Below are 22657 nucleotides of genomic sequence, written 5' to 3'. Positions count from 1 at the left end.
GGGTCAGTCCTGGCCGGCGGCGAGCACCGCGGCGAAGACGCGGCCGAGGGCGGCGAAGTCCTCGGGGTCGCAGGCCTCGACGAAGTTCTTCCGGACGCAGGCCACGTGGCTCGGGGCGGCGGTCTCCAGCAGCGACATCCCCGCGTCGGTGAGCTCGGCCCAGACGCCGCGCCGGTCGGTCGGGCAGGTGGTCCGGACGACCAGGCCGTCCAGCTCCATCCGGCTGATGGTGTGGGTGAGCCGCGACCGCGACTGGTGCACGGCGTCGGCGAGCTCGGACATCCGGATCCGGCGGTCGGGGGACTCGGAGAGCGCGACGAGGATCTCGTACTCGGGCAGGTCGATCCCGAACTGGCGCAGGTCGGCGCCGAGCCGCTCGGTGAGCCGGGCGCTGCCCAGCAGGTAGGTACGCCAGATCCGCTGCTGGTCCTTGGTCAGCCAACGCGTCCTGGTCGTGGTGGGCACGCTCTCAGCTTAGCGCAGAACACGGGAATGGTTGAAGTTTGAAGCAAATGGGTCTATCGTGCCAACTGGTTGAAAAGTCAACTACCGCCCTGGAAGGACAACTCCGCATGACCACGCCCAGCACCGACACCCTGACCGCCGGCGAGCTCGTCCCCGGCACCTGGACCATCGACGCCGCCCACTCCGAGGTCGGTTTTACCGTCCGGCACCTGATGAGCAAGGTCCGCGGCCGGTTCGCGGAGTTCTCCGGCTCGGTGAGCACCGGCGCCCAGCCGACCGACTCCTCCGTCCGCGCCGAGATCGTGCTCTCCTCGATCGACACCAACCAGGCTCAGCGCGACGGCCACCTGCGTTCGGCCGAGATCTTCGACGCCGAGAGGCACGCCACCATGACCTTCGTCAGCACCGGCGTGACCGGCGACGCCGACGGCTACGTGATCCACGGCGACCTGACGATCAAGGACGTCACCCGTCCGGTCGAGCTGGCCGCGGAGTTCCTCGGCGTGGCCACCGACGCCTACGGCGTGACCCGGCTCGGCGCCGAGGCCACCACCAGCATCAACCGGAAGGACTTCGGGATCGACTTCAACGTCCCGCTCGAGGGCGGCAAGCTGCTGATCGGCGACAAGATCGACATCACCCTGACCATCGAGGCCACCCGGGACGCCGAGGGCGGCCAGGCCTGACGACGTGCGGGTGACCGCCGGCCCATCCGGGCCCGGCGGTCACCGCCCGGCTGGACCCGTCAGCCCAGCCGGACCCCCGGCGCCAGCACGGCCAGTTGGAGCACCACTACCACGGCGGCCAGCACCGCCCAGCCGATCGGACGCCGCAGCGCGAGCGTCTCGTGGCCGTCGGCCAGCCGACGCCAGCGGGTGCTGAACACCGGCGCGAACACCCCGCAGGCCGCGGCCCCGGCCGCCACCGTCGCCGCGGTCGTGCCGTCGGCGCCCCCGATGGCCAGCTCGACCAGCGTGCGCACGACCACGAACGCCGTACCGGCCAGCCAGGGGATCAGCCCCAGCCGGCGCATCGCGCCGTCGTCGGTGGCGTAGCGGCCGAGCCGGCGGACGAAGAGCAGCGACAGGCCGACGAAGGCCAGCACGCCGACCGCGCACATCAGCGCGGCGACCGGCGTGCCGAGCCGCAGGTCGCGGACGATCTCGCCGGTGTCGCCGGCGCCGAACGGCGTGATGATCAGGTAGCCGACGAAGTTCATCGTCGAGACGAACCCGAGCCACAGCCAGAACAGCCGGCCGAAGCCGCGCCCGGCCCGACCGGTGAGCGCGAGTACCACCAGCCCGAGGACCAGCGAGAACAGCGGGCCGGCGGCGGCCATCACCGCGTCCTGCTCCGCGTCGAGCGGGCCGAGGGCGCCGGCGGCGAAGCTCAGCAGCCGCACCGGGCTGCCCATCACCAGCCCGGCCAACGCGTGCGCGGTCTCGTGCAGCGTCACCGCGACCGAGGCCGCCAGCACGAATGCGGTCACCGCGTTGGCGAACAGGGGTGCACTCGAGGCGGCGCGGTCGGCGGTCGGGTCGGTCATGGCTCCAGCCAAGCCGACCGACGGGTCAGCCGCCATGACCGGCGTCACGGTCCTCGCGCGGGTCGTCGGCGGCGGGCCGGCTGAGAAACTGCCGGGTCCGCGCCGCCCCGGTCGGTGTTTCGGCCGGGTGCGGGGGAGACTGGTGCGGTTCACGCACCGTCGAAGCGCAGGAGGAACAGGCAATGTCGCCTGAGGCCGTCGTCGTCGCCGTTACCCGGACCCCGATCGGGCGGGCCGGCAAGGGTTCACTCGTCTCGGTCCGCCCGGACGACCTCGCCGCCGGCGCGGTCGGGGCCGCCCTGGCCCAGGTGCCCGCGCTCGACCCGCGCACCCTCGACGACATCTACGTCGGCTGCGCCGAGCCGCGGGACGAGCACGGCGGCAACGTCGCGCGGCGGATCGCCGTGCAGCTGGGTCTCGACGGCGTCCCGGCCGCCACCGTCAACCGGTTCTGCGCCTCGAGCGTCCAGACCGTCCGGATGGCCTACCACGCCATCCGCAGCGGTGAGGGTCACGCGTTCGTGGCCGCCGGGGTCGAGTGCGTCTCGCGCTACCGCGGCTTCGGCTCGGCCGGCGTCGACCCGGCCGACACCCAGAACCCGCTGTTCGCCGACGCCCAGGCCCGGACCCGGGCGACCGCCGAGGCGAACAGCCGCTGGCACGACCCGCGCGACGACGGCGAGCTGCCCGACGTCTACATCGCGATGGGCCAGACCGCCGAGAACGTCGCCACCCTGCGCGGCATCTCCCGCGCCGAGCAGGACGAGTGGGGCGTCCGCAGTCAGAACCTCGCCGAGAAGGCGATCGCCAACGGGGTCTTCGAGCGCGAGATCACCCCGGTGACCCTGCCCGACGGCCGGGTGATCAGCACCGACGACGGCCCGCGGGCGGGAACCACGCTCGAGGCCGTCTCGGCGCTCAAGCCGGTGTTCCGCGAGAACGGCACCGTCACCGCGGGCAACTGCTGCCCGCTCAACGACGGCGCCGCCGCGGTGGTGATCATGAGCGACGTCCGTGCCGACGAGCTCGGGCTGACCCCGCTGGCCCGGATCGTCTCCACCGGCGTCAGCGCGCTGAGCCCGGAGATCATGGGCCTCGGCCCCGTCGAGGCCAGCCGCCGCGCGCTGGACCGGGCCGGGCTGTCGATCACCGACATCGACCTCTACGAGATCAACGAGGCGTTCGCGGTCCAGGTGCTCGCCTCGGCCGCCGACCTCGGGATGGACCTCGACCGGCTCAACGTCCACGGCGGGGCGATCGCGCTCGGTCACCCGTTCGGGGCCACCGGCGCTCGCATCCTCACCACCCTGCTCAACGCCATGCAGCAGCGCGACGCGACCTTCGGGCTCGAGACCCTCTGCGTCGGCGGCGGGCAGGGCATGGCCCTCGTGCTGCAGCGCCTGTCCTGATCCGAACACGGTCCCGACCCGGAACACACTGCCCTGACCCGGGGGCGCCCCTCGACTAGGCTTCGGTCGTGGACAAAGCAGCCGAGCGCATCGCCGCGCGTCCGTCCTCGGTCGGGGAGATGTTCGCCAGCCAGGTCGAGCGCTCGGGTCCGCGCGAGGCGTTCCGCTACCGCGACGGGGACCGCTGGGTCTCGCTGAGCTGGTCCGAGACCCGCGACCGGGTGTACGCGATCGCGGGTGGCCTGCTGGCGCTCGGCCTCGAGCGCGAGGACCGGGTGGCGATCGCCTCCGGCACCCGGATCGAGTGGGTGCTCGCCGATCTGGCGATCATGTGCGCCGGTGCCGCCACCACCACCGTCTACCCCAACACCCAGCACGCCGACGTCGCCTACATCCTCCGCGACTCGCGCTCGCGGGTGATCATCACCGAGGACGCCGACCAGACGGCCAAGGTGCTCCGGCACCTCGACGAGCTCGACGGGATCCTCGCCGTGGTGCAGATCGACGGCACCCCGCCCGCCGGCGCCGACGGCCAGCAGGCGCCGGTGATCAGCTGGGCCGAGCTCGCCGACCGGGGCCGCCGGCACCTCGAGGAGCACCCCGAGGCGGTCGCCGACCGGATCGCCGGTGTCCGCTCCGACACGCTGTCCACGCTGATCTACACCTCGGGCACCACCGGCAAGCCCAAGGGCGTCCGGCTGCTGCACGACAGCTGGAGCTACGAGGCCGCGGCCATCGACGAGATGAACATCCTCTCGGCCGAGGACGTCCAGTACCTGTGGCTGCCGCTGTCGCACGTGTTCGGCAAGCTGCTGATCGCCATCCAGCTGCGGATCGGGTTCAGCACCGCCGTCGACGGCAACATCGACCAGATCGTCGACAACCTCGCCGTGGTCAAGCCGACGTTCATGGCCGGCGCGCCGCGGATCTTCGAGAAGGTCAAGGCCCGGGTCACCCTGCAGGCGAGCAAGGGCGTCCGCGGCCGGATCTTCGGCTGGGCCTTCGGCGTCGGCGCGCGGTCGGTGCCGATCCGCCGTGAGGGACGGCCGCTGACCGGGGCGCTCGCCGCCCAGTACGCGCTCGCCGACCGGCTGGTGTTCAGCAAGATCAAGGAGCGGATGGGCGGCCGGATCCGGTTCTTCGTCTCCGGGTCGGCCGCCCTGAGCCGCGAGGTGCAGGAGTGGTTCTACGCCGCCGGGCTCACCGTGATCGAGGGTTACGGACTGACCGAGACCTCCGCCGCCACCTTCGTCAACGACCCCTACCGACCGCGGTTCGGCACCGTCGGCCCGCCGGTCCCCGGCACCGAGGTGAAGATCGGGCCGGACGGCGAGATCTGGGTCCGCGGACCCGGCGTGATGGACGGCTACCACGAGCTGCCCGAGGCCACCGCGGAGACGCTGGTCGACGGCTGGTTCGCCACCGGTGACGTCGGCGAGCTCGACGCCGACCACTACCTGACGATCACCGACCGCAAGAAGGACCTGATCAAGACCTCGGGCGGCAAGTACGTCGCCCCGCAGAAGGTCGAGGGCGCGTTCAAGGCGGTCTGCCCCTACGTCAGCAACGTGATCGTGCACGGCGAGGGCCGCAAGTACGTCACCGCCCTGATCACCCTCGACCCCGAGGCAATCGTCGAGTGGGGCGAGCAGAACGGGCTCGGTGGCAGGAGCGCGGAGGACCTGGCGCGCACCGAGCAGGTGCACGCGCTGATCGACGGCTACGTCAACCAGGCCAACGGCCAGCTCGAACGGTGGGAGACGATCAAGCGGTTCGCGATCCTGCCGCAGGACCTCACCGTCGAGGAGGGCGAGGTCACGCCGAGCATGAAGGTCAAGCGCAAGTCGGTCGAGTCCAAGTACGCCGACGTGCTCGACGGGCTCTACGACAAGGACTGACCCAGCCGGGCCGTGTCAGTCCTTGGGGCCGCCGGCCACGTAGATCACCTGGCCGGAGACGAACGCGGCGTCCTCGCTGCACAGGAACGAGGCGACCCCGGCGATGTCGTCGGGGCGACCGATCCGTCCGACCGGGATCTCCTGCGCGGCGGCCTGCGCCCACGCGTCGAAGTCGGCGCCCACCCGAGCCGCGGTGGCCCGGGTCATCTCGGTCTCGATGAAGCCCGGCGCGATCGCGTTGGCGATCACCCCGAACCGGCCGAGCTCGATGGCCAGGGTCTTGGTGAAGCCCTGCATGCCCGCCTTGGCCGCGGCATAGTTGACCTGGCCGCGGTTGCCCAGCGCCGAGGTCGAGGACAGGTTGACGATCCGGCCCCAGCCCGCCTCGACCATCTGCGCCTGAACCGCGCGGGTCATCAGGAACGCCCCGCGCAGGTGGACGCCGAGCACCGTGTCCCAGTCGTCGACGCTCATCCGGAAGAGCAGGTTGTCCCGGATCACGCCGGCGTTGTTGACCAGCGCGAGCACCGGCCCGAGCCGGTCGGTGACCGTGGCCACCGCCGCGTTCGCCCGGGCCTCGTCGGCGACGTCCGCGCCCACCCCGACCGCCCGACCGCCGGCGGCGGTGATCGCCTCGGCGGTCGCCACCGCACCCGCCTCGTCCAGGTCCACGACGCCGACCGCGAACCCGTCACGGGAGAGCCGGTGGGCGATCGCCGCCCCGATCCCGCGGGCCCCGCCGGTGACAAGGGCGGTCCGGGTGCTGGCGTCGTCGCTCATGGCGCGACCCTAACCGGTCGCCCGCGGGCGAGCGTCGGGACGCCGGTCGGCAGAATGCCCGGGTGCCGCACCGCTACGACTGCCCGCTCCGCTGGGCCGACCTGAACGCCGCCGGGCACGTCGACCACTGCGTGGTGGTCGACTACCTGCAGGAAGCCCGGGTCGAGCTGCTCACCTCGCAGCCCGCGCCGCTCGGCGTGATGCTCGACGAGGGCGTGCTGGTCACCGCGCACCACGTCGAGTACCTCGAGCAGGTGTTCGCCGGGCCGGTCCCGCTGCGGATCGACCTGTGGGTGGACCAGGTCGGCGGGGCCCGGTTCTCGATCAGCTACCGGCTCAGCGACGTGTCCGGCCCGGAGCCGCGGCTGGTGGCCCGGGCCCGGACGTTCCTGGTCTCCTACGACCTGCGCGCGGGGGCGATGCGGCGGCTGACCGCCGAGGAGCGGCAGCAGCTGACCGCGATGGCCGAGCCGCCGGTCGAGCTGAGCCCGCTGCCGCGACCCGGGGTGCTGCCGGCTGACGCGCACCGGGCGTCGGCGCGGACCCGCTGGTCGGAGATGGACGTCTACGGCCACGTCAACAACGTGAAGTTCTTCGACTACGTCTCCGAGGCCCGCAACCTGCTGCTGGCCGCGGTGACCGGTCTCGACCCAGCGGCACCGGGTACCCCGGAGGTCGGCTGGGTGGTGGCCCGCCAGGACCTCGACTACCTGCTCCCGATCGACTTCCGCCGGGCGCCGTACGAGGTGCGGACCGCGGTCGAGCAGGTCGGGCGTTCGTCGGCGCGGCTGGCGGCCGAGATCGTCGACCCCGACGACGGACGCCGGTTCGCCCGCGCGGTCAGCGTGGTGGTCCGCGTGGACCCGGGGACGGGCCGGTCGACCCCGTGGACCGACGACGAGCGGACCGCGCTCGGGCGGTGAGGGGAGCGGTCAGAGCAGCGACCGGCGCCAGGCCGGCTCCTCCTCGCCGAAGCTGTTGACCATCGCCTGTGCGGCGCGTGCGAGGTACTCCCAGAGGATCGCGTCGAGCTCGGCCGGCAACCCGGCCCCGTCGACCGCCGCCCGCATGTGGGTCAGCCAGCGGTCGCGCATGTCCGGGGTGACCGCGAACGGGGCGTGCCGCATCCGTAGTCGCGGGTGGCCGCGCTGCTCGCTGTAGGTGGTCGGGCCGCCCCAGTACTGCTCGAGGAACAGCAGCAGCCGCTCCTCGGCCGGCCCGAGGTCCTCCTCGGGATAGAGCGCGCGCAGCGGCTGGTCCCCGGCGACGCCCTGGTAGAACCGCCGGACGATGCCGGCGAACGTCTCGTGTCCGCCGACCGCCTCGTAGAAGGTGGGGTGCGCATTCGGGGTAGCCATCGCCGCCATTCTCCCGCACGCTGAGAAACCCGCACTCGACGCCGCCCATCGCGGACCTGCCCGCCTGCGGCCAGCGTCCCGCCGGTCCCGAGTGCGGGATTTTAACGGGTCGGCTCACATCCGGGCTCCGAGGCGGGCCTTTCCCTGGTGTGAGGGATGTGGTGGTCGCCGCGCTGCGCGAGGGCGGAGGGGTCGTGGCTCGCCGTGACCACCCGCACCTCGCGGCGGCGCTGGACCGTGAGCTCCGCGCCGGGACCCTGGTCGCCGTGCTTCCGGGGGTGTACGCGAGCGCCGCGGTGGCCCGGGACCCGCGGGTGCGGATCGCCGCGCTGATGCGACGGCACCCCGACGCGGTGCTCACCGGGGCCGCGGCCGCCCGGGTGTTCTGGCCCTCGGTGCCGCTGCCGACGATCACCTTCGCTGCCGCGGCGGAGGTCGCTCCGCGGGCGGGCTTCCTCGGCGTGCGGCGCCGGATCCCGCCCGACTGGGTCTGTGTCCGCGGAGCGGTGCGGTACACCGACCCGGCGCTGACCGCCGTCGACCTGTGCGACGAGGTCGGCGTCGACGGTATCGACGCGGCCCTGCGAACGCGGGCGAGCACGCTGGCCCGGATGCGCGCGGCGCTCGACGCGGTGCCGGGCCGCCGGGGTCACCGGCTCCGACGCGCGCTGCTGCTCGACTCGCGCGACGAACCCTGGTCGGCCGCCGAGCGGACCCTGCACCGGCTGCTCCGCAGCGCCGGGTGCGGTGGGTGGAGGGCGAACCACGAGGTGGTGGTCGGCGGCCGACGCTTCTTCCTCGACGTCGCCTTCCCGGCGGCCCGGCTCGCCGTCGAGGTGGACGGTCGCGCGGTCCACGACACCGCCGAGGCGTTCGAGTCGGACCGGGCCCGCCAGAACGCCCTCGTCCTCGCCGGTTGGACCGTGCTCCGGTTCACCTGGCGGATGCTCGCCGACGACCCGGAGCTGGTGCTGGCCCAGATCCTCGCGGCTCTGGGCCATGGCGGTGCTTCGGACGCGCGCTGAGCCGGTCCAAGCGCCCTTCGACAGGCTCAGGGCACGGGGGTGCGAGCCAGGCTCGGGGCTGCGGGGTCAGCGGGTGCGGAGCAGCCGTCGGCCGGGCGGGCGGACGGCGATCGGCTTGAGGTCGCGCTTGACCGGGGGACGGCCGGCGCCGCCCTGGCTGTAGTTGCCCACCCGGAGCACCTCGCCGTTGCGGACGTACCAGACCGTGCCGTCGTCGTCGCGGAGCTGGGTGACCCGGAAGCCGACCGCCTCGACGATCCCGCTGGCGCCGCCCGAGCTCTCGGCCATCTCGACGTAGTCGCCGACCCCGAGCTGGTCGTCGACCAGCAGCAGCACCCCGCTGATCAGGTCCTTGACGATGTTCTGGGCCCCGAAGCCGACGGTGAGGCCGATCACCGTGGTCGAGGCGACGATGGTGGTCACCGGGAAGCTCAGCAGGTCCAGCACCTCGAGCACCACGATCAGCAGCAGCACCACCGTGACCAGGCTCTTGGCCAGCGACCCGAGCGCCCGGATCCGCTGGCTCCGACGCTCGTGGCCCAGGCTCGCCGCGGCCGCCAGCGCCTGGGCGGCCCGGAGCCGGTGCCGCGGCTGCGAGGCCAGCGCCTGCCGCATCGCCCGGTCGATCACCCGGTGCAGCACCCATCGGAGGATGCCGCCGGCGGCCAGCAGCACGACGATCTTGATCGGGACGAACAGCCAGGTGTCCGGAACCTGTTTCAGCCAATCGGGCATGGCCGAAACCCTAGAGGGGGATCAGGAGGTCTGGTGCGCCTGCTCGTCGGTGGCGTCGGTCGGCTCGGCGTACACGTACTTCTTGCCGCGCAGCGCCGCCGCGACCCCGGCCAGCAGCACCATCACGGTGGCGATGGCGAACACCAGCACCAGCCCCGAGCGGAACGGGTCGGCGATCAGGTGCGGGAAGAACTCCTTGCCGGTGAGCACGGCCAGCTGGGCCGAGGACAGATGGTGGACGGCGCCGGTCTGCGTCAGCAGCTGGGCGATCGGGTTGTAGCCGAGGAACGCGGCGAACAGGATCCCGACCGGGGGCAGCGCCGCGATCGAGGCCGCCGAGGAGGCCGGGACGCCCTGGGCGGCCAGACCGGTCTGCATCGCGTGCGGGAGGCTGCCGGCCAGCCCGGCGATCAGCAGCGAGAAGAACACCCCGATCGAGAGCACCATGCCGGCGTTCATGAACGTCGAGCTCATCCCGCCCGCCGCGCCGCGCTGCTCGCGCGGGACGGCGTTCATGATCGCGGTGGTGTTCGGCGCCGAGAACAGCCCGGAGCCGATGCCGTTGAGGGCCAGCAGCGCCGCGAACGCCGGGTAGGAGAAGTCGGCCGGGAGCAGCAGCAGCCCGACGAAGCTGACCGCGACCAGCAGCGGCCCGCCGACGGTGAACGGCCGCGGGCCGAACCGGTCGGACAGGAACCCCGACAGCGGACCGGCGATCAGGAAGCCGACGGTCAGCGGCAGCAGGTAGATGCCGGCCCACAGCGGGGTGGACTCGTAGTCGTAACCGTGCAGCGGCAGCCAGATGCCCTGCAGCCAGATGATCAGCATGAACTGGAGCCCGCCGCGGGCCACCGAGCTCATCAGGGTCGCGAAGTTGCCGGTCCAGAAGGTGCGGATCCGGAACAGCTCGAGGTGGAACATCGGCTGGGCCACCCGACGCTCGATGACCACGAAGGCGATCAGTACGAGCACGCCACCGACCAGCGCCGCGACCACCGCCGGGTTGCCCCAGCCCTCGGCCGAACCCCCGTAGGGCTGGATGCCGTAGGTGATCCCGGCCAGCACCGCGATCAGGCCCACCGCGAAGGTGAGGTTGCCCCACCAGTCGATCCGGCCCGCCCGGCGCTGGCTGATCTCGCGGAGCGACCGGTAGGCCCAGATCGCGCCGACGACGCCCACCGGGACGCTGACCCAGAACACCGCCCGCCAGTGCCACTCGCTGAGGATGCCGCCGATCACCAGGCCGCCGAACGAGCCGGCCAGCGCGGCCACCTGGTTGATCCCCAGCGCCATGCCGCGCTGGTGGGCCGGGAAGGCGTCGGTCAGGATCGCCGTCGAGTTGGCCATCAGCATCGCGCCGCCGATGCCCTGGACCACCCGGAACCCGATCAGCCAGAGCGCGGCGGCGCCGCCGTCGAACGGGACCAGCGCGAGCGCCACCGAGGCGAGCGCGAACACCGCGAATCCGGCGTTGTAGATCTTGACCCGGCCGTACATGTCGCCGAGCCGGCCGAGCGAGACCACCAGCACCGCGGTGATCAGCATGTAGCCCATCAGCATCCACAGCAGGTAGCTGACGTTCTGGGCGGCCAGTGGGTTGAGGTGGATGCCGCGGAAGATCGCCGGCAGCGAGATCAGCACCACCGACGAGTTCACCGTGGCCATGAAGACGCCGAGGGTGGTGTTGGTCAGGGCGATCCACTTGTAGTCGACGCCCCGGTGCTCCGGGGCGGAGGAGTGGCGCGGCAGGTCGAGCGCGTGCCGGGGCACGACGCGGGTCTCGGTGACGGTCACGGAGAGCTTCCTTCGGGGCGGCGGGTGCTACGCCACACCATCGTGAACTTAGCAGGGCTAAGTGAATCCTAACGCGGGCCCGGCCGAGGACCCGAGGGGTCCCGGAGAACGCTCAGCGTCGGTAGGTCAGCCGGCCCGCGGCGACGGTGGCGACCACCGGGTCGGGCAGCTCGCGCCCGTGCCACGGGTTGTTCCGCGACAGCGAGCGGGTGTCGGCCGCGTCGACCACCGCCCGCGCGGTCGGGTCGACCAGGGTCAGGGTGGCCGGGGCGCCGACCGCGAGCCGGCGGCCCTGGTCGGTCAGCCGGGCGATCCGGGCCGGGGTCGTCGAGGTGGCCTCGACCACCCGTTCCCAGTCGGCCAGCCCGGTCCGGACCATCGTCTCGACCACCACCCCGAGCGCGGTCTCCAGCCCGACCATCCCGAACGCGGCGTCGGCGAAGGCGTGCTCCTTGTCGTGCCGGGCGTGCGGGGCGTGGTCGGTGGCCACCGCGTCGATGGTGCCGTCGGCCAGCGCGGCCCGGACCGCCTCGACGTCCTCGGCCGGCCGCAGCGGCGGGTTGACCTTGAAGGTCGGGTCGTAACCGGCGAGCAGGTCGGTGGTCAGCAGCAGGTGGTGCGGGGTGACCTCGGCGGTGATGTCGGCCTGCGGATAGCGCTGCTTGGCCCAGCGCAGCACCTCGACCGACTCGGCGGTGGACACGTGGCAGACGTGCAGCCGGGATCGGGTCAGTGCGGCCAGCTGGACGTCGCGGGCGATGATCGTCGACTCCGCCGCCGCCGGCCAGCCGGCCAGCCCGAGCCGCCCGGAGACCTCGCCCTCGTGGCAGCAGGCGTCCGGCCCGGCCAGCCGCGGGTCCTGCGCGTGCTGGGCGATCACGCCGTCGAAGGCCCGGACGTACTCGAGCGCGCGGCGCATCAGCCGGGCGTCGGACACGCAGTGGCCGTCGTCGCTGAACACCCGGACGCCGGTGCGGGCCATCAATCCGAGCTCGGCCAGCTCCTGGCCGTCCAGGCCCTTGCTCACCGCGCCGATCGGGACCACCGCGCCCAGCCCGGCCTGTTCGCCCAGCGCCCGGACGTGCCGCGCGGCCTCGGCGGTGTCGGTGACCGGGACGGTGTTGGCCATCGCCAGCACCGCGGTGAACCCGCCGCGGGCGGCCGCGGCGGCGCCGGTGGCCACCGTCTCGGCGTCCTCGCGGCCCGGTTCGCGCAGGTGGCAGTGCAGGTCGACCAGCCCGGGGACGGCGAGCAGGCCGTCGGCGTCGATCCGGACCAGCTCGCGGCTGCCGTCGCGGCCGGCCTCGGCCGGGTCGAGCAGCACGCCGTCGCGGACCAGCAGGTCGCCGCCCTCGTCGGCCAGCCCGCCGACCCGGGTGGCCCCGGTGATCAGCAGGTCGGTCGTCGTCTCGCCCATCAGCCCTGGCCTCCCTGGCTCACCCACGCGTCGTCGCCGCCCAACAGCTGGTAAAGCACGCTCATCCGGACCGCCACGCCCGCGGCCACCTGGTCGAGCACCAGCGAGTTCGCCGCGTCGGCGGCGTCGGCGGAGATCTCCAGCCCGCGGTTCATCGGGCCCGGGTGACAGATCGCGGTCCCCGGCCGCAACGCGGCGACCCGGTCGCGGGTCAGCCCGTAGCCGACGGTGTACTCGCGCGGCGTCGGGAAGTAGCCGCCGGACATCCGCTCGCGCTGGACCCGCAGCATCATCACCGCGTCGGCCTCGGCGATGGCGGCGTCGAAGTTGCCGGTGACCTCGCACCCCCAGGTCTCCACCCCCGACGGCAGCAGCGTCGGCGGGGCGACCAGCACCACCCGGACGCCGAGGGTGGTCAGCAGCAGCACGTTGCTCCGCGCGACGCGGGAGTGGGTGATGTCGCCGACCACGGCGACGGTCCGGCCGGCGAACGGGTCGGTCCCGGTGCTGCCGCCATTCGCCGCGGCGCGGAAGTGCCGGCGCAGCGTGAACGCGTCGAGCAGCGCCTGGGTGGGGTGCTCGTGGGTGCCGTCGCCGGCGTTGACGATCTGCGCCCTGGTCCACTGCGCGGCCTGCCACGGCGCGCCCGAGGCGGCGTGCCGGATGACCATCGCGTCGACGCCCATCGCGGCCACCGTCTGCACGGTGTCGCGCAACGACTCGCCCTTGGAGACCGAGGACCCCTTGGCCGAGATGTTGATCACGTCGGCGGACAGCCACTTGCCGGCGATCTCGAAGCTCGACCGGGTCCGGGTGGAGTCCTCGAAGAACAGGTTCACCACGGTGCGGCCGCGGAGGGCGGGGAGCTTCTTGACCGGCCGGTTCTGGACGTCGGCCATCTCCTCGGCGAGGTCGAAGATCCGGTTCGCGGTGGCGGCGTCGACGTCGGCGGCGGACAACAGGTGGCGCATCAGACCTCTCGTCGGGTCGGGGCGCCGCCGGGGCGGACGATCCGCACCTCGTTGACGCCGTCGGTCTCGGCGAGCCGGACGAGCACCCGCTCGTCGGCGGCGGTGGGCAGGTTCTTGCCGACGTGGTCGGCGCGGATCGGCAGCTGACGGTGGCCGCGGTCGACCAGCACGGCGAGCCGGACCGCCCGCGGCCGTCCGAGGTCGCCGAGCGCGTCAAGGGCGGCCCGGACGGTGCGGCCGGAGAACAGCACGTCGTCGACGAGCACCACCACCGCGCCGTCGACCGACACCGGCAGCCGGGTGGGCCCGACCGCCCGGGTCGGCTGGCTGCGCAGGTCGTCGCGGTACATCGTCACGTCGAGGGCGCCGGTGGGGACCGAGCCGGCTCCGGAACCCGGCTCGGCGGCGGCGATCGCGGCGGCCAGTCGGTGGGCGAGCGGGACCCCGCGGCTGGGGATCCCGGCGAGCACCAGGCCGTCGGCGCCGCGGTTGGCCTCGAGGATCTGGTGGGCCATCCGGGTCAGCGCCCGGCTGATGTCCTCGGCGTCGAGCACCACCCGGTCACCGGGGGTCTCGCCACCGGGCGGCGGCACCGGAGCGGACCCGGGCACCGACATGGACGATCTCCGTTCTGGGTCGACGCCGACTCGGGTGAATGCGGCTACCGTTGGCCTGGTGAGCGAACTCGTGAGCATGCTAGTGCCCCTGGAGACCCTGCCCGGGTGGCCGGTGGCGCCGGCGGTCACCCCTCTGGACGCGATCGGGCTGCTGATCGTGCTGCCGGCGATCGCGATCGCGATCATCACGACGATCGGGCTGGTCGGGCACAAGGTCGCCGCCAGCCGCCCGCGCGAGGCGTGGGAGGAACACGCCGTCGGCCCGACCCCGAGCCCCGAGACGCTCGGCGGCTCCGGGGCCGCGGCGGCGCTGCCGGCCGAGCAGTCGGGTGACACCGAGGTGGTCACCCGCAACGCTTCCGCCGACGCGGACACCGCCGAGGCCGCCGAGGCCCAGGGCGCCGGGACGCAGGGTGCCGGGGGTGCCGGTGCCCGCTGGTGAGCGCGGCCTGCTGCCGACCCCCGAGCTCGCCGAGGTCGACCAACGACGGATCGACCGCGCCCGGCGGCTGGCCGAGCAGCGTTCCGGCCTGACCTTCGCCGTCCACATCGGGCTGGCCGACACCACGCCGCGACGGACCGCGCTGCGGCTGCTCGGCGAGCTGGACGATCCGGAGCGATCGGTGGTCGTGCTCTGCGACCCGGCGCAGCGGGCGCTCGAGATCGTCACCGGCGAGCAGTCCCGGCGGGTGCTCGACGACTACGCGTGCCGGCTCGCGGCCGCCTCGATGCAGGGAAACCTGGCCGCGGGCGACATCACCGGGGGACTGGTGGCCGGGCTCGTCCAGCTGGGGCAGGCGGCGAGCCGCCCACGCACCCTGCACCTGGATCGCAGCACCGGCTGACGCGGCAGCGGCACTTTATTCATTATCAGAAATAACCGGCACGCTCTGGGCGAGTCGTGACGGCGGCGGTATTCTCCCGTCAAGCGTGTGCGCCTCCTGCGGCTCTGTCGGAGACGTGGCGCAGCGCGCGTCCGATGTCGGTTCTGACCGGGGGGATCAGAAACGACGCGGTCGCTGTCGGTCTTCGGCTGTGGGAGCCGGAGGCTGTCAGCGAGTCACCCAATCTCCGAGCGCTTCGACAGGCTCAGCGCGCGTGACCTCTCCCGCGCCTCCCGGACCCGACCACCGTGCCCTGAGCCTGTCGAAGGGCGGAGACCGCCGACTCCGACAGGCCCAGGACGGTGCTCAGGCGCCGACGCGGGCCGCGGCCTGCTGGGCCCGGACGGCCCGCCGCGCGTCGTCCAGACCCTCGACGATCCGCCGCCGCACCTTCGGGGTCAGCTCGACCCGCTCGGCCCACGCCGCCAGGTCCTCGACGGCCGACGGGTCGTCGGCCAACCGCGGGAACAGCCCGCCCAGCGCGTTCTCCTGGAGCGCGGTGCCCTTGGCCGCCCAGCCGTTGCTGCCGCGCGAGATGTCGAGCGCCAGGTCGCGGTAGCGGTCGCGGTAGGGCGCCAGCACCTCGTCCTGACCCGGCTGCCAGAAGGCCGCGCAGACCATCCGTTGCTGGGCGTTCGAGATCGCGTTGTCGGTGACCGCCGCCCGCCAGGCCGCCGCCTTGGCCCCGGCGTCCGGCAACGCGGCGCGCGCCGCGGCGGCCAGCTCGGCCCCGGTGACGGTGGCGTCGCGGAACTGCTCCTCGTCGATCTGCGCCGAGGTCGCGGCACCGAGCCGGGCCAGCCGGATCAGCACCCACCAGCGCAGGTCGGTGTCCACCACCAATCCGCCCGGGACCCCGTCCCCGGCCAGCCAGCCGGACAGCACCGCCGCACCGGAGTCGCCGGTCACCGCCGACGCGTAGGCCCGGGCCAGCGCCAGCTGGTGGTCCGAGCCCGGCTCGGCGGCGGCCAGCAGCCCGGCGAGGCCGGCCTCCCACTCCTCGGCCAGCCCGGGTCGGTCGGCCACCGGGGTGTAGCTGTCGATCGCCGTCTGCGCCTGGGCCAGAACCGCGCGGACGGCGGTCAGGTCGTCCTCGACCCCGACGCCGGCCAGCACGATCCGGACGTAGTCGGTGGCCGGCAGCTCGGCGTCGCGGCACATGTCCCAGGCCGCGCCCCAGCAGACGGCGCGGGCCAGCGAGCTGTCGAGCCGGTGCAGGTCGGTGGTCAGGGTGGTGGTCGAGACGGCGTCGAGCCGCACCTTGGCGTAGGTGAGGTCGTCGTCGTTGACCAGCAACAGCTCGGGACGGGCCAGCCCGACCAGGTCCGGCACCTCGGTCCGCGCCCCGGTGACGTCGATCTCCACCCGCTCGGCCCGGCTGAGCCGGCCGTCCGCGGTACGCCGGTAGAGCCCGACGGCCACCCGGTGGTCGCGGAGCACGGCGCCGTCCTGCTCGACCGCGAACCGGGTGATCACCCCGGCGTCGTCAGTCTCGAAGACCGGCCGGAGCGTGTTCACCCCGGACGTCTCGAGCCACTGGCCCGACCAGCCGGACAGGTCCCGCCCGGAGGCCTCGGTCAGCACCGCGAGCAGGTCGTCGAGCCGGGTGTTGCCGTAGGCGTGCCGGGCGAAGTACGCACGGGCGCCGGCCAGGAACTCGTCGCGCCCGACGTAGGCCACCAGCTGGCGGAGCACCGAGGCACCCTTGGCGTAGGTGATCCCGTCGAAGTTCGACTCGACCGCCTCGAGGTCGACCATGTCGGCAGCGATCGGGTGCGTGCTCGGCAGCTGGTCCTGCCGGTAGGCCCAGGTCTTGCGGCCGTTGGCGAAGGTCGCCCAGGCGTGCAGCCCGTCGCCGGGACGCCCGTCCGCGCTCGTCGTCGTCGCGTCGATCTGCGACTGGGCGTGGTGCGAGGCCCACTCGGCGAACGACTCCTTGAGCCACAGGTCGTCCCACCAGGTCATGGTGACCAGGTCGCCGAACCACATGTGCGCCAGCTCGTGCAGGATCGTGTTGTCGCGCGACTCGTACGACGCGCGGGTGGTGCGCGACCGGAAGACCAGGTCGTCGCGCAGAGTCACGCAGCCGACGTTCTCCATCGCGCCCATGTTGTACTCCGGCACGAACGCCTGGTCGTACTTGCCGAACGGGTAGGCGAAGCCGAACGCCTCCTCGAAGACGTCGAAGCCGGCCTTGGTGATCGCGAACACCCGGTCGGCGTCGAGGTCGTCGAGCACCGAACGCCGGCAGAGCACCGACATCGGCAGCCGCCCGGCCGCGGTGGTGTGCTCGTCGGTGACCACGGCGTAGTGCCCGGCCACCAGCCCGACCAGGTAGGTGGAGAACACGGCGCTGGTCGGGAACCGCCAGAGCGCGGTCGGAGCGCCCTGCGGGTCCGGGTCGGCCGGCTGCTGCTCCGGAACCGTGTTGCCGATCACCGTCCAGTCGGCGGGCGCGCGGACGTCGAGGGTGTAGCGGCCCTTGAGGTCCGGCTGCTCGAAGGTGCCGAACACCCGCCGGGCGTCGCTGACCTCGAACTGCGTGTAGAGGTAGAGCCGGTCGTCGGCGGGGTCGACGAACCGGTGCAGACCCTGGCCGCTGCGGCTGTAGCGGCAGACCGCCCGGACCACCAGCCGGTGCTCGCCCGGGGTGACCCGGAAGGGCAGCCGCGCCCCGTCGTAGGAGGCGGGGTCGAGCGGCTCGCCGTCGAGGCTGGCCTCCACCACCCGCTCGGCGATCAGGTCGAGGTGCGTCTCGCCCGCGTCGCGGCTGCGGAAGGTCACCGCGGTGGTGCTGGCGAAGGTGGTCTCGGGCTGGGGCAGGGGCCGCCCGGCGCCGTCGGCGCCGGTGAGGTCGAGCGAGATCCTGTAGTCGACGGGGTGCTCCGGATCGCGGAGCAGCGCCGAACGCTCGGTCGCCTCGGCCCGGGTCAGGTTGTGGGCGAACATGGGGGCGATCCAATCACGCGACCCGACCCCCGGCCCAAGCCACGACCTCAGCCACGACCCCAGCCACGACCCCAGCCCTGACCTCAGCCGGCGACCGGGCCGTACCGACCGCGTTCTCGGCGGCGCTGTCACCGGCGCGACCCGCGGTGCGACCAGCCCTCCCGGGTGGTTGGGTCGGGAACCTCGACCCGCTCAGTACGCTGCCGCCATGGCCCCGTCGGCGAAGAACCCCCGCAAGCCCGCGTCCGCCACGCCCAAGAAGTCCACGAAGTCGGCGAAGTCGGCCAAGCCAGTGAAGTCGGCGAAGCCCGGCAAGGCCGACCGGCACGCGTCGACGTCCCGGAAGTCGGGGAGGAAGGCGGCCGCCGAGACGTTCGCCACCCTGGTCGCCGACCGAGTGGTCGAGCGGCTCCGCGGCGAGGACCGTCCCGCGGCCCCCGCCGGCGTGGCCGCCCAGACGGTCAGCGTCGACTTCTACTTCGACCCGCTCTGCCCGTGGGCCTGGATCACCTCGCGCTGGATGCTCGAGGTCGAGCAGGTGCGCCCGGTCAGCACCGTCTTCAAGGTGATGAGCCTGTCGGTGCTCAATCAGGACCGCGAGGGTCTGAGCGAGGACTACCGGCGGAAGATGGACGACGCGTGGCGCCCGGTCCGGATCGCGCTGGCCGTCGGCCAGCAGTACGGACAAGAGCAGCTCCGGGCGTTCTACACCGCGATCGGCACCCGGTTCCACGACCGCGGCGAGGCCCGCGACCGCGCCACCCTGGAGGCGGCCCTGACCGACGTCGGGTTGCCCGCCGAGCTGGCCGAGGTCGGCGAGGTGGGGGACGAGGACGACGCGTTGCGTGCCGCCCACCAGGAGGCGATGGCCCTGGTCGGCACCGAGGTCGGGACACCGGTGATCCGGATCGGCGACCAGGCGATCTTCGGGCCCGTGCTCACCCCGCGGCCGAAGGGCGAGGCGGCCGGCCGGGCCTTCGACGCGGTGCGGACGCTGCTCGACACCCCCGGGTTCTACGAGCTCAAACGCTCGCGGACCGCCGACCCGGCGTTCGACTGACGGCCGCCCGGAACCGACGACAACCCCGCCCCCGCGATGACCCCGCCCCCCGCCCCGAACCCGACGCCGGACCGCGCGCCGGATCCCACCCCGACTCCCACCCCGGCAGGCGGTCGGCCCCTGCTCGTCACCGGCGACCGGATCGACCGGGCCGGCGGGCACGACCCGCTGCACCGGATCACCGACCTCGCCGTCCAGATCACCGGGCTGTCCACCGCGGTCCTGGTCTTCGTCGACGGTCCGGCCGGGCGGGTGCTCGCCGCCTCCGGGGACGACCGTCCGCCGCGGCTGCACGCGCTCGACGCCTGGGTCGCCGGGCACGGCCGGCCGGTGCTGGCCGGCGACCTGACCGCGCTCGACCGGACCGCACCCGAGGTCGCGACCGCCCTCGAGCACGCCGGGCCAGCCACGGGAGAGCCGATGACCGGGCGGAGCGACCTGTCCGGCGCCTACCTCGGCGTCCCGGTCCGCGACAGCGCCGGGCTGCCGATCGGGGTGCTCGCGGTCTCCGACGGCCAGCCGCGGGTGCTCCGCGACCGGCACCTGCGGTTGGTGCGCGACCTGGCGGCGATCACCGGCGACCAGCTCGACCTGCTCCGGCGGGCCGATGCGCTCGAGGACGACCACCGGGCGGGCGCCGAGCTGGCCGCGGCCATCCGCGGCGGTGAGATCGTCCCCTGGTACCAGCCGATGCTCGACCTGGCCACCGGCCGGGTGATCGGGGTCGAGGCGCTGGCCCGGAGGAGGATGCCCAGCGGGGCGGTGGTCGGCCCGCAGACCTTCATCCCGCTGGCCGAGCGGACCGACCAGATCGTCGACCTCGACCTGGCGGTGATCCGGCGGGCGCTGACCGACCTGGCTGTGCTCCAGGAGGGCTACCCGGGGCTGCGAATGAGCCTCAACCTGTCCGGCCGGCAGCTCGACCGGCGGGACTGGGCCGAGCAGGTGCTGGCGCTGACCCGCGCCGCCGGGGTGGCCCCCGAGACCGTCGAGCTAGAGCTGACCGAGACCGCCAGGCCGGCCGACCCGGCGAGCGGCGCGGCGACCATGCAGTGGGTCCGCGACCAGGGATTCGAGATCTGGTTCGACGACTTCGGCACCGGCTGGTCGGCGTTGCAGGACCTGATGCAGCTGCCGGTGGACGGGATCAAGCTCGACCGGTCGTTCGCCGACGAGCTCGGCAGCCACGCCGACGACGCGATCATCCGGGCGCTCATCGCCGCGGCCCGCGAGCTCGGGCTCCAGGTGACGATCGAGGGGATCGAGACCGCCGAGCAGGCCGAGCTGGCCCGGGCGCTCGGGTGCGACCACGCCCAGGGCTACCTCTGGTCGCCGGCCGTCCCGGTCGAGGACCTGGTGGCCATGCTGGCGTCCACCGTCGACGGCCGGTTGCCCAGCTCGGCGACCCGCGACTGAGCCCGGCCGGCCACCTCCGGCCGGCCGAGCAGATAGCCCTGTGCCGCCTCGCAGTCGATGGCCCGGAGCGTGTCGAGCTGCTCGGGGCGCTCGACCCCCTCGGCGACCACCGCCAGGTCGAAGGCGTGCGCGGCCTGGACGACCAGCCGGAGCAGCCGGTCCGAGGCGCCGGTGCCGGTGAGGAAGCTGCGGTCGATCTTGACCTCGTCGACCGGCAGGTGCTCGAGCCGGGCCAGCGAGTTGTAGCCGGTGCCGAAGTCGTCCATGCTGATCCGCACCCCGAGCTCGCGGATCTCGGCCAGGTGCCCGATCGCGGTCAGGTCCTCGGCCAGCGCGTCCTCGGTGACCTCGAGCACCAGCCGGCGCGGCTCGAGCCCGGCGGCGGCCAGCGCGAGCGCGACGTCCTCGACCACCCGGGCCCGGGCCACGTGCCGGCGGGACAGGTTGACGCTGACCACCAGGTCGGTGGCCGGGTCGGCGGCGCGCCACACCGCCAGCTGCCGGCAGGCCTCGCGGAGCACCCAGGCGTCGAGTTCGCAGATCAGGTCGGACCGCTCGGCCACCGGCAGGAAGGCGCCGGGGAGCAGCAGCCCGTGCCCGGGGCGCTGCCAGCGGACCAGCGCCTCGTAGCCCTCGACCTCGCCGGTCCGGAGCCCGACGATCGGCTGGTAGTGCAGCACCAGCTCGTCGTTCTCGATCGCCCGGGCGAGCCCGTTCTCCAGCGCACTCCGCTCGGCCAGCTCGGCCCGGAGCCGGTCGTCGAACACCTCGATCCGGCCGCGTCCCGCCTCCTTGGCGCGGTAGACCGCGACGTCGGCCTCGTTGAGCAGGTGGTCGGGCTCGATCCGGGCGTCCTGGCTGAGCGCGACGCCGACGCTCGCGCCGACCCAGGTCTTGCGTCCGCTGCTCAGGGTGATCGGCGCGGAGATCACCGCGATCAGCCGCTCGCCGACCAGCACCGCCGAGGCCTCCTCGTCGAGCGGTTCGAGCACCACCACGAACTCGTCGCCGCCGAGCCGGGCGACCACGTCGCCGGTCCGGACGGCGGTCTGCATCCGCTGCGCCAGGGTCTGCAGCACCTCGTCGCCGGCCCGGTGGCCGAGGTTGTCGTTGACCGCCTTGAAGCCGTCGAGGTCGACGAAGAGGACGCCGATCAGCGCACCGGTCCGCTGGGCCCGGCTGAGCGCCTGGGTGAGCAGCTGGCGGGCCTGGGCCCGGTTGGCCAGCCCGGTCAGCGGGTCCTGCGCGGCCTGCCGCACCAGCTCGGCCTGCGCCTGCTCGCGGGCGTCGTTGGCCCGGGCGAGCGCGGCGTTGGCCGCCCCCATCCGCGCCACCACCAGACCGAACGCGACCGTCGCCCCGACCACCACCGGCCAGACCGACAGCCGCAGCCCGAGGGCCGCCTCGACGGCGAGGATCGCCGGGGCCACCAGCACCGCCGCCCCGAGCACCGCCAGCCGGGTCCGGCTCAGCCGCTCCTGCGGCGCCGGTGCGGGTTCGCAGGCCTCGCGCATCGACGGGTGCAGCGCGGCGGCGCCCCAGACCAGATAGGACAGCAGCCAGAGTGCGTCGAGCGGGCCGGTGTCGGAGCCGAACAGGCTGAGCGAGGTCGAGACGGCGTCGGCCAGCACCAGCAGGACGACGGCCGCGAGCAGCAGCCGGACCGAGCGGTTGCGGCCGTGCGAGCGGGTGAGCAGCTGGACCAGCGTCCCGAGCACGGCGATGTCGGCCACCGGATAGAGCAGTGCGACCGCCGCGGCCACCGGGTCGGTCCGGTAGCTCTCGACGGTGGGCTGGACCAGCAGCACCCACCCGAGCAGGGCCAGCCCGGTGGTCACCACCAGGCTGTCCAGCACGCCGCCGCTGTCCTGCCGGACGATCCGGGCCCGGACCAGCAGGTTGAGCCCGGCCAGGATCAGCGGGTAGCCGAGGACGTAGACGACGTCGGCGGGCGAGGGGAACATCGTCACCCGCAGCACGTCCTCCTGGACGCTGGTCAGCAGGTCACCGGCCACCCAGAAGCCCTGGCCGGCGGCCATCAGGTACCAGGGCAGTCGTTGCCTCGGCCGGTGCAGCCGGACGCCGACCAGGACGCCGGCGATCCCGAGCAGCCCGATCAGCAGGTAGACGCCGTCGCGGACCAGCCCGTGGGGGAGCAGCAGCAGGACGACGACCAGCAGCGCCCCGCCGGCGGCGTAGCCCGCCCACAGCGGCACCCGGCGCGTCCCGGCCGGGGGCGCCGGGGTCGGCGGACCCTCCACGGGCGGCGGGGTTTCGGGACCGGTCGGTCCGCCCTCGGTGCGGGCCGTGCTGCTCGTCGTCGTCACGTGCGG

20 protein-coding genes are annotated in these 22657 nt (G+C 73.5%); 9 read left to right on the top strand and 11 right to left on the bottom strand.

Going from position 1 to position 22657, the window contains the following annotated elements; genetic code table 11:
- Nucleotides 1-3 precede the first annotated feature (3 nt).
- Nucleotides 4-465: a MarR family winged helix-turn-helix transcriptional regulator gene (locus tag FHX74_RS18650; RefSeq protein ID WP_182561684.1), complete on the bottom strand. Its 462-nt coding sequence runs from the start codon at nucleotides 463-465 to the stop codon at nucleotides 4-6.
- 107 nt (nucleotides 466-572) lie between these two features.
- On the opposite strand from FHX74_RS18650, the gene FHX74_RS18645 reads away from it, so the two are divergent.
- On the top strand, nucleotides 573-1151 hold the full coding sequence (locus FHX74_RS18645; RefSeq protein WP_182561683.1) for a YceI family protein: 579 nt from the start codon (nucleotides 573-575) through the stop codon (nucleotides 1149-1151).
- A gap of 59 nt (nucleotides 1152-1210) precedes the next feature.
- Here FHX74_RS18645 and FHX74_RS18640 read toward each other — a convergent pair whose 3' ends face one another.
- Entirely contained in the window at nucleotides 1211-2011 is an 801-nt protein-coding gene (locus tag FHX74_RS18640; protein WP_182561682.1) for a hypothetical protein, read from the bottom strand.
- A 182-nt stretch (nucleotides 2012-2193) separates the two neighbouring features.
- Here FHX74_RS18640 and FHX74_RS18635 point away from each other — a divergent pair, with 182 nt between their 5' ends.
- Nucleotides 2194-3420, top strand: coding sequence for an acetyl-CoA C-acetyltransferase (locus FHX74_RS18635; RefSeq protein ID WP_182561681.1), 1227 nt, complete (start codon nucleotides 2194-2196; stop codon nucleotides 3418-3420).
- Nucleotides 3421-3488: 68 nt separating this feature from the next.
- Nucleotides 3489-5318 (top strand): AMP-dependent synthetase/ligase, encoded by a 1830-nt coding sequence (locus FHX74_RS18630; RefSeq protein WP_328823923.1) that lies wholly within the window; start codon nucleotides 3489-3491, stop codon nucleotides 5316-5318.
- Nucleotides 5319-5333: 15 nt separating this feature from the next.
- Here FHX74_RS18630 and fabG read toward each other — a convergent pair whose 3' ends face one another.
- Entirely contained in the window at nucleotides 5334-6098 is a 765-nt protein-coding gene (fabG, locus tag FHX74_RS18625) for a 3-oxoacyl-ACP reductase FabG (RefSeq protein ID WP_182561680.1), read from the bottom strand.
- 62 nt (nucleotides 6099-6160) lie between these two features.
- On the opposite strand from fabG, the gene FHX74_RS18620 reads away from it, so the two are divergent.
- Nucleotides 6161-7021 carry an acyl-CoA thioesterase gene (locus tag FHX74_RS18620; protein ID WP_182561679.1) on the top strand — a complete coding sequence of 287 codons (861 nt, stop codon included), beginning with the start codon at nucleotides 6161-6163 and terminating at the stop codon, nucleotides 7019-7021.
- Nucleotides 7022-7030: 9 nt separating this feature from the next.
- Here FHX74_RS18620 and FHX74_RS18615 read toward each other — a convergent pair whose 3' ends face one another.
- Complete coding sequence (locus FHX74_RS18615) at nucleotides 7031-7456, bottom strand: globin (RefSeq protein WP_182561678.1); 426 nt, start codon at nucleotides 7454-7456, stop codon at nucleotides 7031-7033.
- A gap of 194 nt (nucleotides 7457-7650) precedes the next feature.
- Between FHX74_RS18615 and FHX74_RS21255 the strand changes: the two genes are divergently transcribed.
- Nucleotides 7651-8481: an endonuclease domain-containing protein gene (locus FHX74_RS21255; protein ID WP_182561677.1), complete on the top strand. Its 831-nt coding sequence runs from the start codon at nucleotides 7651-7653 to the stop codon at nucleotides 8479-8481.
- Between the two features lie 66 nt (nucleotides 8482-8547).
- Here FHX74_RS21255 and FHX74_RS18605 read toward each other — a convergent pair whose 3' ends face one another.
- The 5 genes from FHX74_RS18605 to pyrR all read right to left on the bottom strand — a co-directional run bounded on the left by FHX74_RS18605 (nucleotide 8548) and on the right by pyrR (nucleotide 14015).
- The gene (locus FHX74_RS18605; protein WP_182561676.1) at nucleotides 8548-9216 is read right to left on the bottom strand and encodes a mechanosensitive ion channel family protein; all 669 of its coding nucleotides are present in this window, start codon (nucleotides 9214-9216) and stop codon (nucleotides 8548-8550) included.
- Between the two features lie 21 nt (nucleotides 9217-9237).
- Nucleotides 9238-11010: an MFS transporter gene (locus tag FHX74_RS18600; protein ID WP_328823922.1), complete on the bottom strand. Its 1773-nt coding sequence runs from the start codon at nucleotides 11008-11010 to the stop codon at nucleotides 9238-9240.
- Between the two features lie 112 nt (nucleotides 11011-11122).
- Entirely contained in the window at nucleotides 11123-12427 is a 1305-nt protein-coding gene (locus FHX74_RS18595) for a dihydroorotase (protein ID WP_182561675.1), read from the bottom strand.
- Complete coding sequence (locus tag FHX74_RS18590) at nucleotides 12427-13398, bottom strand: aspartate carbamoyltransferase catalytic subunit (protein ID WP_182561674.1); 972 nt, start codon at nucleotides 13396-13398, stop codon at nucleotides 12427-12429. The genes FHX74_RS18595 and FHX74_RS18590 overlap by 1 nt, the downstream gene beginning before the upstream one ends.
- Complete coding sequence (gene pyrR, locus FHX74_RS18585; RefSeq protein ID WP_182561673.1) at nucleotides 13398-14015, bottom strand: bifunctional pyr operon transcriptional regulator/uracil phosphoribosyltransferase PyrR; 618 nt, start codon at nucleotides 14013-14015, stop codon at nucleotides 13398-13400. The genes FHX74_RS18590 and pyrR overlap by 1 nt, the downstream gene beginning before the upstream one ends.
- A 58-nt stretch (nucleotides 14016-14073) precedes the next feature.
- On the opposite strand from pyrR, the gene FHX74_RS18580 reads away from it, so the two are divergent.
- Both FHX74_RS18580 and FHX74_RS18575 read left to right on the top strand, forming a co-directional pair.
- Entirely contained in the window at nucleotides 14074-14457 is a 384-nt protein-coding gene (locus tag FHX74_RS18580) for a hypothetical protein (RefSeq protein ID WP_182561672.1), read from the top strand.
- Nucleotides 14438-14860 carry a DUF5130 family protein gene (locus FHX74_RS18575; protein ID WP_328823921.1) on the top strand — a complete coding sequence of 141 codons (423 nt, stop codon included), beginning with the start codon at nucleotides 14438-14440 and terminating at the stop codon, nucleotides 14858-14860. The genes FHX74_RS18580 and FHX74_RS18575 overlap by 20 nt, the downstream gene beginning before the upstream one ends.
- A 345-nt stretch (nucleotides 14861-15205) precedes the next feature.
- Here the strand turns inward: FHX74_RS18575 and pepN are convergent, their stop codons facing one another.
- Nucleotides 15206-17848 (bottom strand): aminopeptidase N, encoded by a 2643-nt coding sequence (gene pepN, locus FHX74_RS18570; RefSeq protein ID WP_182561671.1) that lies wholly within the window; start codon nucleotides 17846-17848, stop codon nucleotides 15206-15208.
- 208 nt (nucleotides 17849-18056) lie between these two features.
- Here pepN and FHX74_RS18565 point away from each other — a divergent pair, with 208 nt between their 5' ends.
- Both FHX74_RS18565 and FHX74_RS18560 read left to right on the top strand, forming a co-directional pair.
- Nucleotides 18057-18908: a mycothiol-dependent nitroreductase Rv2466c family protein gene (locus tag FHX74_RS18565; protein ID WP_182561670.1), complete on the top strand. Its 852-nt coding sequence runs from the start codon at nucleotides 18057-18059 to the stop codon at nucleotides 18906-18908.
- Nucleotides 18909-18944: 36 nt separating this feature from the next.
- Nucleotides 18945-20324, top strand: coding sequence for a sensor domain-containing phosphodiesterase (locus FHX74_RS18560; protein ID WP_182561669.1), 1380 nt, complete (start codon nucleotides 18945-18947; stop codon nucleotides 20322-20324).
- Here FHX74_RS18560 and FHX74_RS21250 read toward each other — a convergent pair.
- Entirely contained in the window at nucleotides 20228-22651 is a 2424-nt protein-coding gene (locus tag FHX74_RS21250; RefSeq protein WP_182561668.1) for a putative bifunctional diguanylate cyclase/phosphodiesterase, read from the bottom strand. The genes FHX74_RS18560 and FHX74_RS21250 overlap by 97 nt on opposite strands.
- Nucleotides 22652-22657 lie beyond the last annotated feature (6 nt).

The organism is Microlunatus kandeliicorticis, assembly GCF_014137855.1.
Classification (GTDB): Bacteria; Actinomycetota; Actinomycetes; order Propionibacteriales; family Propionibacteriaceae; genus Microlunatus; species Microlunatus kandeliicorticis.
Note: the sequence above shows the minus strand (reverse complement) of the source record. Positions and strands in the feature narration are given on the sequence as shown.